Origin of the sequence: Chelativorans sp. AA-79 (assembly GCF_029457495.1) — a bacterium.
Classification (GTDB): domain Bacteria; phylum Pseudomonadota; class Alphaproteobacteria; order Rhizobiales; family Rhizobiaceae; genus Chelativorans.
In genome coordinates this window covers 4561779-4574004 of the sequence record NZ_CP120361.1, presented here as the reverse complement: position 1 = coordinate 4574004, position 12226 = coordinate 4561779, and the positions used below count along the sequence as shown (strand labels likewise).

10 protein-coding genes are annotated in these 12226 nt (G+C 64.7%); 8 read left to right on the top strand and 2 right to left on the bottom strand.

Annotation, left to right across the window (positions count from 1 at the left end; all coding sequences use genetic code 11):
• Positions 1–76: 76 nt before the first annotated feature.
• Together PVE73_RS22350 and uxaC are read right to left on the bottom strand one after the other, a co-directional pair.
• The gene (locus PVE73_RS22350; protein WP_277364359.1) at positions 77–1057 is read right to left on the bottom strand and encodes a TRAP transporter substrate-binding protein; all 981 of its coding nucleotides are present in this window, start codon (positions 1055–1057) and stop codon (positions 77–79) included.
• A gap of 37 nt (positions 1058–1094) precedes the next feature.
• Positions 1095–2504: a glucuronate isomerase gene (uxaC, locus tag PVE73_RS22345; protein WP_277364358.1), complete on the bottom strand. Its 1410-nt coding sequence runs from the start codon at positions 2502–2504 to the stop codon at positions 1095–1097.
• 175 nt (positions 2505–2679) lie between these two features.
• On the opposite strand from uxaC, the gene PVE73_RS22340 reads away from it, so the two are divergent.
• The 8 genes from PVE73_RS22340 (at position 2680) to PVE73_RS22305 (ending at position 12223) form a co-directional block, all read left to right on the top strand.
• A complete protein-coding gene (locus tag PVE73_RS22340) occupies positions 2680–4161 on the top strand; it encodes a mannitol dehydrogenase family protein (protein ID WP_277364357.1) in 1482 nt (493 codons plus the stop codon).
• A complete protein-coding gene (gene uxuA, locus PVE73_RS22335) occupies positions 4162–5340 on the top strand; it encodes a mannonate dehydratase (protein WP_277364356.1) in 1179 nt (392 codons plus the stop codon).
• A gap of 10 nt (positions 5341–5350) precedes the next feature.
• On the top strand, positions 5351–6376 hold the full coding sequence (locus PVE73_RS22330; protein WP_277364355.1) for a Gfo/Idh/MocA family oxidoreductase: 1026 nt from the start codon (positions 5351–5353) through the stop codon (positions 6374–6376).
• Between the two features lie 238 nt (positions 6377–6614).
• Entirely contained in the window at positions 6615–7640 is a 1026-nt protein-coding gene (locus PVE73_RS22325; protein ID WP_277364354.1) for an ABC transporter substrate-binding protein, read from the top strand.
• Between the two features lie 65 nt (positions 7641–7705).
• Entirely contained in the window at positions 7706–9211 is a 1506-nt protein-coding gene (locus tag PVE73_RS22320) for a sugar ABC transporter ATP-binding protein (protein WP_277364353.1), read from the top strand.
• A complete protein-coding gene (locus PVE73_RS22315) occupies positions 9211–10203 on the top strand; it encodes an ABC transporter permease (RefSeq protein ID WP_277364352.1) in 993 nt (330 codons plus the stop codon). Before PVE73_RS22320 ends, PVE73_RS22315 begins: the two co-directional genes overlap by 1 nt.
• A complete protein-coding gene (locus tag PVE73_RS22310) occupies positions 10200–11192 on the top strand; it encodes an ABC transporter permease (protein ID WP_277364351.1) in 993 nt (330 codons plus the stop codon). Before PVE73_RS22315 ends, PVE73_RS22310 begins: the two co-directional genes overlap by 4 nt.
• A complete protein-coding gene (locus PVE73_RS22305) occupies positions 11189–12223 on the top strand; it encodes a LacI family DNA-binding transcriptional regulator (protein WP_277364350.1) in 1035 nt (344 codons plus the stop codon). The genes PVE73_RS22310 and PVE73_RS22305 overlap by 4 nt, the downstream gene beginning before the upstream one ends.
• The last annotated feature ends 3 nt before the right edge of the window (positions 12224–12226 follow it).

The window sequence follows — 12226 nt, the reverse complement described above, 5'->3', positions numbered from 1 at the left end:
TTCCTTGCCCTGCGAAGAGGCCGCGGGGATTTCGGGCGGACCGAAGCGTCGGCCGGTCCGCCCCATTTTTTTCGGATCAGCCTTCCGTTTCCTGGATGCGCTTCACCAGGTCCTGGAGTTCGGGCGTATTCACATATTTGTCGTAGACGGGCTTCATCGCGTCGATGAAGGGTTGCTTTTCGGGCGTCGTGATCACGGAACCCGCGTCCTCCACGATCTTGCGCGATTCCGCCACGCGTGCGTCCCACAACTCCCACTGCCGCTCCATGGACTCACGGGCGGCCTGCTTGAAGATCTCCTGATCCTCGGGCGTGAGCCTGTCCCAGGCGGTTTTCGACATCACGAAAACCTCCGGCACGATCGTATGCTCGTCGAGCGAGTAATATTTCGCCACCTCGAAATGCTTGGCGGATTCATAGCTCGGGAAATTGTTCTCCGCGCCGTCGATGACGCCCGTCTCGATCGCGGAATAGACCTCGCCATAGGGCATGGGCGTTGCCGACGCGCCGAGCGCGGCAACCATGTCGACGAACACGTCGGACTGGATGACGCGGAATTTCATCCCCTTCAGGTCCTCCAGCGAGTTGATCTCCTTCCGGGAGTTGTAGAAGGAGCGTGCGCCGCCGTCGTAATAGGCCAGAAGCACCACGCCGTGCTGCTCGAAACCCTCGGCGATCTCGTCGCCGATCGGGCCGCTCATCACGTTTCTGGCGTGTTCGGGCGAGCGGAAGAGATAGGGCAGCGACGGGATCAGCGTTTCAGGAACGAGGCTGTTCCACGGCGCCATGGAGACGCGGTTCAGGTCGATCACACCCGAGCGCACCTGCTCGATCGTGTCTGCCTCCTGGCCGAGCTGGGCGGAATGGTAGACCTCCACCTCATAACGGCCGTCGGTGCGCTCCTTGACCAACTCTCCAAAATATTTCACCGCCTCGACGGTCGGATAGCCGTCGGGATGGGTGTCGGATGAGCGCAGCACCGTCTGCGCGCTGGCCACTCCCACCATCATCATGGCTGCAGCCGACGCGGCGGCCGCGATCTTCGAGAAATGCAACATCGTCTTTCCTCCCGTTTGCATTCGGGCCATGTGCCCGTCAGAGCCGATACGCCTTTTTTGCGAGCGTATAGGCAAGTTCCTTGGCCAGTTCGAAAGCCTCGTCCTCCCTGAGTCGGTGTTCCGACACGAGGCGCGCGAGAAACGCGCAGTCGACGCGCCGTGCGATGTCGTGCCGGGCCGGGATCGACGGAAAGGCCCTCGTGTCGTCGTTGAAACCGACCGTGTTGTAGAAGCCGGCCGTCTCCGTGGTGAGCTCGCGAAAGCGGCGCATGCCTTCCGCGCTGTCGTAGAACCACCAGGCCGGCCCGAGCTTGAGCGCGGGATAGACGCCGGCGAGCGGCGCCAACTCCCGCGAATAGGTGCTTTCGTCGAGCGTGAAGAGGATGACCGTCAGGTCGCGTTCCAGACCGACCGCGTCGAGCAGCGGCTTGAGTGCCGCGACATAGTCGGTACGAGTCGGGATATCGAAGCCCTTGTCGCGGCCGAAACGCGCCATCATGCCGGGCGAATGGTTGCGCCAGGATCCCGGATGGATCTGCAGGACGAGCCCGTCGTCGAGGCTCATCTTCGCCATCTCGGTCAGCATCTGCGCGCGGAAGCGGTTGCGCTCGGCGGCATCCGCCCTGCCCGTGCGCACGCGGTCGAAGAGGGCGGCCGCCTCGGAAACGCTCAAATTCTCCGTCGCCGCGTTCGGGTGCCCGTGGTCCGAGGACGTTGCACCGAACGTCTTGAAGAAGGCGCGGCGCTTGCGGTGGGCATCGAGATAGCCCTGCCATGTACCGGTATCCTCGCCGGTGATCTCTCCGAGCTGGTCCAGGTTCCCTGAAAAGCCCTCGAAATCCGGATCGACGACGGCATCGGGCCGGTAGGCGGTGACGACCCGGCCTTTCCAGCCGCTCTCGCGGATTCGTTTGTGCCAGGAGAGATCGTCGAGGGCACCTTCGGTGGTGGCGATGACCTCGATATTGAAGCGCTCGAAGAGCGCCCGCGGCCTGAAGGCAGGTTCCGCAAGGTGTTCGGCGATTTGGTCATAGGCCCTGTCGGCGGTCGCGCCAGAAAGCGGCTCCTCGATCCCGAACAGCTCGGAAAGCACATAATCCATCCAGAGGCGGGTCGGTGTACCGCGGAAGAGGAAGTAGTTCTCCGCGAAGAGCCGCCAGATCCGCCTTCCGTCCTGCTCCACCAGGCCGCCGTCGTGCCGGGCGACGCCCAGATCCTCGAGCGCGATGCCCTGGCTGAAGAGCATGCGGAAGATGTAGTGATCCGGGACGATCAGAAGCCGTGCAGGATCGGGGAATGGCTCGTCCAGAGCATACCAGCGCGGATCGGTGTGCCCGTGCGGACTGACGAGAGGCAGGCCGGCGACGGTGTCGTAGAGCGTGCGGGCCAGCGAGCGCACCTTCGGTTCGGCCGGAAAAAGCACGTCGCGGTCGATGAGTGAAGCCATCGCTTGCCGGTCCTCCTCCCATTCGGCTGTCTCGCCATATCGCTAGAAGGCAGGAAAGGCCATGTCAACATACAAAAATGTTGTGGTTGTATGATGAATTTTGGATTGCGCCGCAGGGACGCCCGTTGTAGTGGGGCAGCGGGCCTATCGCCAACGGCTTGGAGGAGGAGAATCCATGGGCCTCGACCGGCTCTCGATGAAAACATTGCAGTCCGCAACCGGTTGCGATCTCCCGAAATACGACGTGGCGAAGGTCGTTCCCGGTATCGCCCATCTCGGCGTCGGAGCGTTCCATCGCGCTCACCAGGCGGTCTATGTGGATGATTGTCTGGCCGCCGGCGAGACGGAGTGGGGCATTGTCGGAGCCTCGCTCCGCAGTGCCGACACGCGCGATGCGCTCAGCCCCCAGGATGGGCTCTATACGCTGGCTGTGCAGGATGCTTCCGGCGAGAGGCTGCGGGTAATCGGCTCGCTTCGGGCACTGCTCGTCGCGCCGGAAAACCCGGCGGCGCTGGTCGCCCGCATGGCCGACCCCGCCACCCGGATCGTCACCCTGACCGTGACCGAGAAGGCGTATCTGCGCAATGCGGCGGGCGATCTCGATCTGGCCAATCCGGATGTCGCGGCCGACATCACCGGTCTTTCCAATCCGCGCACCGTCCACGGCTTCCTCGTCGCCGCTCTCGTTGAACGCCGTCGGACGGGAGTCCCACCCTTCACCGTGCTCTGCTGCGACAATCTCCCGTCGAATGGCGAGACGGTGCGGCGGCTGGTGCTGCAGTTTGCAGAGGCCGTCGATCCCGAACTCTCTCGCTACATCGAGCAGGAGGTGGCTTTCCCCTCCACGATGGTCGACCGCATCGTACCCGCCACCACGGATGAGGACCGTGCCCGTGTTTCCGCCACCATCGGCCTGGACGATGCCTGGCCGGTGAAGACGGAGCCCTTCATGCAATGGGTTGTGGAAGACCGTTTCACCCTCGGCCGGCCCGCATGGGAGCGCTCTGGCGTCACGATGGTGAGCGATGTCCGGCCGTTCGAGGACATGAAGCTCAGGCTGCTCAATGGCGCCCATTCCGGCCTGTCCTATCTCGGTCTGCTCTGCGGGCGCGAAAGCGTGTCCGAAGCCTTTACGGATCCGGCGATTCGCAGCTTCGTCGATCGGCTCTGGGCGGAAGCGATCCCCACCCTGCCGAAGAATGCCGGGCTGGACCCGGATGCCTACACAGCCGCCTTGGCGGAGCGCTTTTCCAATCCGGCTCTCGTGCATCGCACGGCGCAGATCGCCAATGATGGCAGCCAGAAACTGCCGCAGAGGATCCTCGCGACGGCGCGCACGCGGCTTTCCGAGGGAGGTCCGGTCACTCATCTGATGCTCGCGGTCGCCGCATGGATCACCTGCTGCGAGGCGCGCGGGGAGGCATTGCCTTCGGGGCATTTCACCGATCCGTTGGACAGGGATTTAGGTGCAATATTTGCCGGCAAACATTCGGCAGAGGAAGCGGTCCGCCGGATCTTCGCCGTGGCCGGTTTCGATGCGGTGACCGGGGAAGCGGGCGAAGGACTCGTGAAGACAGTGGCCCGCCACCTTGAAAACATCCGCCAGAAGGGCGCGCAGGCCGCAATCGAACTGGCGTCGCAAGAAGGAGTGAACTGAATGAAGCAGACCTGGCGCTGGTTCGGACCCGACGATCCGGTGACGCTGGCGCATGTGCGCCAAGCGGGGGCAGTGGGCATTGTCAGCGCGCTGCATCATTTGAATGACGGACGTGCCTGGCCCGCCGACGAGATCGCCAGACGCAAGGCGATCATCGAGGAGGCAGGCCTCGATTGGGATGTGGTTGAAAGCATCGTCGTCCACGAGACCATCAAGACACGGACGGGCAATTACCGGGAATATCTTGATAACTATAAAGCGTCGATCCGCGCGGTCGCGGCGGCCGGCATCCGCACCGTCTGCTACAATTTCATGGCGATCACCGACTGGACGCGCACCGATCTCGATTATCCGATGCCCCACGGCGGCACTGCGTTGCGCTTCGATGCGGTGGAGTTCTGCGCCTATGACGTGCTGGTTCTGAAACGCCCCGGCGCGGAAGCCGACTATACGGCCGAGCGCATCGAGGCGGCCGCCAGGCGGCTCGCTTCCATGAGCGAGAGCGATCTTGCCCGCCTCGAACGCAACCTCATCGAGTGGGTGCCGGCGCGCGAATTCGTCTATGACCGCGAGAGTTTCCGCCGCATGCTCGACGTCTACCGCGATCTTACGGTGGAAGGCTTCCGCGAGAGCCTCTTCGCCTTCCTGCGCGAGATCGTGCCCGTGGCCGAAGAGGCCGGCGTGAAACTGGCGATCCATCCGGATGATCCGCCTTTCCCCATCTTCGGATTGCCGCGCGTCGTCTGCAGGGCGGCCGATGCCCGAGCACTCATCGACGCGGTGAAGTCGCCGTCCAACGGCATCACGCTCTGCACCGGTTCCTACGGGGCGAACCGCGAGAACGACCTGGTCGCCATGGCGCGGGAGTTCGCATCAGACATCCACTTCGCGCATCTGCGCAACGTGAAGCATGAGCCGGACGGTTCCTTCCATGAGTCGGAGCATCTCGGCGGAGATGTCGACATGGTCGGCGTCGTGTACGAGCTCCTGAAGGAGGAGCGCCGGCGCGCGGCCGAGGGGCGCGCGGATGCGACGATTCCGATACGGCCGGATCATGGACATCTCATCGTCGACGACATCGGCAAGAAGGTGAATCCCGGCTATTCTGGCATCGGAAGGCTGAAGGGCCTCGCTGAGCTGCGCGGGGTCATGACGGCGGTGGAGCGTTACGCATTCTAGGGAGGAAGCCTTGAGGAGGAAGCGCATTGCAGTCATCGGCCTTGGCATGGCATCCACGCCCCATGCCAAGAGCCTGCTCGATCTGCAGGACCGCGTCGAGGTGGCGGCCGCCTACAGTCCCACCGAAACACGCCGCAACGCCTTCTCCGAGCTCTGGGGTTTGCCGGTCGTCCATGAGATCGATCCGGTCTTTGAGGATGGCTCCATCGATGCGGTGATGGTGCTGACACCGCCCAACGCGCATCTCGATCTGGCGGAGCCGGCGGCGAAAGCCGGCAAGCATGTGCTTGTCGAGAAGCCGCTGGAGATCTCGACGGACCGTGCCCGGCGGATGGTCGAGTCGGCGGAGCATGCGGGCGTCAAGCTCGGGGTCGTGCTGCAGCATCGCTTCCGGCCGGTAAACACCGCGCTTGCCCGGCTGATCGCGGAGGGCAGGCTGGGTGACCTGGTCGGAGCATCCGCCAAGCTCGCGAACTGGCGCCCCCAAAGCTATTACGACGAGCCCGGCCGCGGCACCAAGGCGCGCGACGGCGGCGGCGTTCTGCTCACCCAGGGCATTCACACGCTCGACCTCCTGATTTCGCTCGCCGGGCTTCCGGAGGAAGTCACTGCATACGCAGTCACCACCCCCGTCCACCGCATGGAGACGGAGGATCTCGCCGCCGGCGCGTTCCGCTTCGCCAATGGTGCGATCGGCACCATCAGCGCTACCACCTGCGCCTATCCCGGCACGCCGGATTCGGTCGAGTTGATCGGCACGAAGGGGACCGCCCGCATCGAGGGAACGGCGCTGCTCGCACAGTTTCACGACGGCACGGAGGTGCGGCAGGATGACGGTGTGCCAGGCGGCGGCGCGGGTGCTGATCCCATGGCCTTTCCGCACGATCATCACCGCGCGGTGCTCACGGATTTCCTCGATGCGATCGAGGAAGACCGGCAGCCGAAAGTGAGCGGGCGCGAGGCCTTGAAGGTGCACCGTCTGATCGACGCGCTGCTCCGCTCCGCCGAAACGGGCGGGCGCGAGAACGTGGTCTAGGCCGACGAAGGTGCCGGAACTGCGCGATTTGTTCCGCGGCCCTCCCCGCGAGGCGCAGGCAAACGCATATGCCGGCGCAGTCCCTCACTGATCCATCCGCCGAAAGCGGATGCTCGGGGAGCGCTGGAAGTTGTGCCGCGGCAGGTGGAAATCCTCCGTCTTCCTCTGGAACAGCGCTTCGACTTCTGCTACACAATCTCTATTGAAATCGATTTCATCGGGCTCAGTGGAGGAGAAGATGACCAAGAAACCCGCAATTCTTGCCGCGGCTGCCGGCGCTTTGATGCTTTCGGCGTTCGGCGCCGGCGCGCAGGACTTCACGATTGGCCTCTCGAACGGCTGGGTGGGCAGCGAGTGGCGCACGCAGATGATCGAGGAGGCGCAGGAAGCCGCCAAGAAGTGGGCGGAACGGGGCGTGAATGTCGAGGTGGTCGTGCAGAGCGCCAATGTCGACGTGCCCGGCCAGATCGCCCATGTGCGCAATTTCATCAACCAGGGCGTTGACGCCATCATCATCAACCCGAACAGCCCGACGGCGTTCGACCCTGTCTTCGCACAGGCCAAGGAAGCGGGGATCCTGGTGATCTCCACGGATGCCGAGGTCTCCTCGCAGGACGCGATCTATGTTGGAATCGACCAGACCGCCTGGGGTGCGGCCGGCGCCAAGTGGCTTGCCGAGACGCTCGGCGGCGAGGGCGAGGTGGTCGCCATCAACGGCGTCGCCGGCCATCCGGCGAACGAGATGCGCGTTGCCGGCTATCGCAGCGTCTTTGAGGAATACCCCGACATCAAGGTCGTGAACGAGGTGAACGCCAACTGGGATCAGGCGCAGGGCCAGCAGGCCATGCAGAACATCCTCGCCACCTATCCGGATATCGACGGCGTGTGGGTGCAGGACGGCATGGCGGCGGGCGCCTGGCGCTCGATCATGGATGCCGGAAAGACGGACCAGATCGCCGCGACGGGCGAGATCCGCAAGGACTTCATCGATCTCTGGGTCGAGAACGACTTGAATTCCGGCGCTTCGGTCAATCCTCCCGGCGTGATGGCGAGTGCGCTGAACGTCGCCGTCTTCATGCTGCAGGGCCGCGAGCTCAAGGAGCCGGCGGATGCCGGGCAGTACGGCAACGCGCTCTATCTGGATATCCCGTTCATCGACAAGGACAATGTGGAGGAGATCCACGCCGAGCTCGAGGGGAAGCCGGGTTATTATTCCTATACGGACTCGCTTTCCATCGAAGAAGCCGAGGCGCTCTTCAAGTAAGCTCCTCCTCCGAAGCGGGAGCGCGCTCGTTTGCGGGCGTGCTTCCGCGTCCCAGGTGTCCGCCCATGTCTAAACTCACGATTCGCGGCGCGCGCAAAACCTACGGCGCGACCGTTGCGCTCAGCCGGGGTGATTTCGACCTCAGGGAAGGCGAGGTCCACGTGCTCATCGGCTCGAACGGTTCGGGCAAGAGCACGCTCTGCAAGATCGTCGCCGGCAGCGTGCGTCCCGATGCGGGCGAGGTGCTGATCGACGGCAAGCCGGTCTCCATCGACGGGCCGCGCGCTGCGCGGGCACTCGGTATTGCGACCTTCTATCAGGAACTGAGCCTTGCCGCCCACCGCAGCGTGGCGGAGAATATCGGTCTGCCCGAACTGCCGGGCAAAGGCAGCATTTTCGTCGACCGCGACCAGCTGAACACGGTGGCCGAGCGCTATATCGCCCGCTTTGCGGATGTGGCCGGCGAAGGCTTCTCGGCAGACATGCCGGTGGAGCATCTGCGTGAGGACCAGCGCCAACTCGTCGAGATCATGAAGACGCTCGCCACCGAGGCGCCCATTCTCATATTCGACGAGCCGACCTCCTCCCTCGACCGCTCCCAGGTGGAACGGTTCTTCGAGGTCCTGCGCGCGTTGAAAGCCGAAGGCCGGGCCATCGTCTTCATCTCCCACCGCATGGACGAGATCTTCGCCATCGGAGACCGCGTGACCGTCATCCGCGACGGCGAGACGGTGGCTACGTCATTGATTTCCGAAACCGATCCGGCGAGCATCATCCGCTTGATGATCGGGGAAACCGGCGGGCCGGCGGAAATCGGTGGCGCTCCGCCTGAAGCCGCGGAGGCGGGGGGCGAGGTCGTGCTCTCCGTAAAAGACTTGGGCGGGCAAGGCTTCGCCGGTGTCGGCTTCGAGGTGCGGCGCGGCGAGATTTTGGGTCTCGGCGGCCTGCACGGTCAGGGCCAGTCGGCCTTGCTGCGCTCGATTTTCGGCATCAGCCCGGCCGCCCAGGGCACGATCCAGGTGAAGGGTGCAGTGCGGACGCTGCGCTCTCCGCGCGAGGCGATCCGCTGCGGGCTCGCCTATGTCTCCGGCGACCGGGGGCGTGATGGCGTGGTGCATGGCAGACCCATCCTGGAGAACGTCACACCGATCCATTTCCTGCGCAACAAGCTCTCGCTGGTGCGGCCGGGGAGCCTGCGCGAGCGTGCGGCAAAGCCGCTTTCTGCCCTTAAGACGCGCTTTGCCGGCTTCGATCAGCCGGTGAACGCCCTCTCAGGCGGCAACCAGCAGAAGATCGTCATCGCCCGCTGGCTGATCGACCGGCCGGATGTGCTTTTGCTCGACGACCCCACGAAGGGCATCGATCTGCAGGCCAAGAGCGACCTCTTCGTGCTGATCCGCTCGCTCGCCGCGGAGGGCATGGGCATCGTGCTCTATTCGTCGGAGGATGCCGAACTGCTCGCCAACGCGGACCGCATTCTGGTTTTCAACAGCGGTTCGGTAAGCCGCGAGCTCAAGGGCGCGGACCGCACCCGCTACAATCTCTATCACGCCGCATATGAGGCCGCCTGATGAGCGCGACCGAGACGATAAGGCGGGGGTCCTCCCGTTCCGGCCTTGCCGGGTTGGTGGAGCGCTTCCCGTTCCTGCCGGCATTGATCATCCTCGTCGCGCTCCTGGCGCTGAACGGCTGGTTCCAGCCGAACAGCCTCGGTTTCCGTGCGATCACCGGACTGATCAGCACCTATCTCGCGCTGATGCTGCTTGCGGTCGCCCAGACCTATGTCGTCTATGCGGCCGATATCGACCTGTCCGTGGGGGCGATCCTCTCGCTCGTCAACTGCGTCATCATTGTTCTCATGGAGCAGTGGGGCGGCGGCGGGATAGCCGTGCTCGCGGCCTGTGCGGTCGGGGTCATGACGGGGCTGGCCTGCGGCCTCCTGAACGGCTTTGTGGTGGCGGTGCTGCGCCTGCAGGCGATCGTCGCCACCTTCGCCACGAGCATTCTCTTCACCGGGATGGCGCTCTATGTGCTGCCGGTGGCCGGCACGCCCGCCCCGGACGCCTACTGGCGGACCTATGGCGGCCGGTTCTTCGAGATCCCCTTCGTCTTCTATGTGGTGGCCGCCCTGGCGGTCATCCTGGTGGCCGCCACCCGCACCAGGCTGGTGGTGCAGATGCTGGCCGTCGGCGACGACGCGTTCAAGGCATTCCAAGGCGGTCTGCCGGTCACGGCGATCCGCGTCAAGGGATATATGCTCTGTGGCCTGTTCTCGGCCTTGGCCGCGCTCTGCATCACCGGCGACACGGCAAGCGGCGATCCGCTGGTGGGCGGCGCGATGACGCTTTATTCGGTCGCCGCCGTCGTACTTGGCGGTACGGCTCTTTCCGGCGGACGCGGCTCGGTCCTGGGGTCGGTGCTCGGGGCGCTGATCATCGGGCTCATCAGCTCCCTCGTCTTCTATGCCGGCACGCCCTCCCAGTGGCAGAATCTGGTCCAAGGGCTCGCGATTCTCATCGCTCTGATGCTGGGCATCATGGTCACGCGGAGGGCGCGGGCATGAGCGTGGAAGCGGCGGGCAGGGAGGAAGCGTCGCGCATTTCGCCGGCGAACTTGATGCGGCAGCCGCTCGTCGTGGCACTGGTGCTGATCGTGCTCCTGCTTGCACTCGGAGAGGTTCTGTCGCCGGGCTTCGCCTCGCTGCAGCAGATCCTGCGTCTTCTGATCGTGGCGGCGCTCCTGGGCATCGTGGCGGCGGGGCAGAATCTCGTGATCCTTGGCGGGCGCGAGGGCATAGACCTTTCCGTGGGCGGCGTCGTCTCGCTGAGCGCGATCCTTGCCGGCAATGCGATGAGCGGCTCGGATGCCGGCATCCTGCCCGCGATCTTCGCCTGTGTTGCGGCAGGCGCGCTCGTCGGCACCTTCAATGGGATCGGCGTGACGCTGCTGCGCATTCCCCCGCTCGTGATGACGCTCGGTATGCTTGGCGTGCTGCAGGGTCTGCTTGTCGTCATCCGCCAGGGCGTGCCGTCGGGGCGGGCCGCACCTGCCTTGTCCGAATTCGTCACCCGGCCGTTTCTGCTCGGGCTGCCGGGCATCATATGGCTCTGGGTGCTGATCGGCCTGGTGATGGCTTTCCTCCTCAGGCGCACCGTCTTCGGCTACCGCGTTTATGCCGTAGGCTCCAACGAGCAGGCCGCCATGCTGGCCGGCGTTCCGGTGCGGCTCATCCGCATCTCGCTCTTTGCCCTTTCGGGCGCCTTCGCGGCTCTGGCCGGGCTCTGCCTGATCGGCTATGCGGGCACCTCCTTCGCCAATGTGGGAGAGCTCTACATGCTGCCCTCCATCATCGCCGTGGTACTGGGCGGTACGCCCCTTTCCGGCGGCAAGGGCGGCTATACGGGCACGATGGCGGGCGCCGTGCTGCTCGTCATCCTCCAAAGCATCCTCACCACCATCAACATCGACGAATCAGGGCGCCAGATGATCTTCGGCGTCACGCTTCTTATCCTCATGATGTTCTATGGTCGCGGGCGGGCCATGCGCGCATGAGCAGAGCCAGGATCAAGGACATCGCGGCAGCGCTCGGCGTTTCGCCGGCGACCGTGTCGCGCGCGCTGAGCGATTCCGGGCTGGTGGCGGAGCCGACGCGCAGCCGCATCCGTGAAGCGGCCCGGCGCCTCAACTACCGGCCCAATGTCAGCGCCCGCAATCTGCGCACGCAGCGCTCGATGGCCGTTCTCCTGGTGGTGCGCGACGTCGGTAACCCCTTCTATCTCGACATCATGAAGGGTGTGGAGGCGGCCGCGCGCGAGGCCGGCTATTCCGTGCTCATGGGCAATACCGAGAACAACCCCGAGCGCGAGATCGAATATTTCAACATGCTGCGGGACGGCCACGCGGACGGGATGATCCTCATCACCGGCAAGCTGCCGGAGGATGACGTCCTGCCGCAGGACCTGGCCGCGCTGCCTGTCGTCGTGGCGCTGGAGCCGATCGAGCACAGTGGCTTTCCGCATGTCATGATCGACAATACCGGGGCTGCTCGCGAAGCGGTGGAGCACCTGATCTCGCTCGGCCACAAGCGCATCGCCCATATCGCCGGGCCCGTTCCGGAAACCATGGCCACGCTGCGGCGGGAGGGCTACCGACGGGCCATGGGCGCGGCCGGTTTGAAAATCCCCGCGGGCTACGAGGTCATTGGCGACTATCTCCTTCCCTCCGGCGAGCGGCTCTGCCGAGAGCTCTTCTCCTTGCCGGAGCCGCCGACCGCGATCTTCGCCGCCAATGACGAGATGGCCTTCGGCGCCATCAATGAATTGAGGGTGATGGGGCTTGGCGTGCCGGGTGACGTTTCGGTCGTGGGTTTCGACGACATCTTCCTGAGCCAGGCATTCTATCCGCCGCTCACCACGGTGAGCCAGCCGCGCATCGCGATCGGCCGGGAAGCCATGCGCCTCCTTCTCGAGGTCATGCGCGGCGAAAGCCACGTCGGCGAAATCATCATGATGCCGACTGCCTTTCAGACGCGGGGCTCGACGGCGCCGATGCGCGGCCGGCGCAGCCACCGGAAATCAGCATGAGGG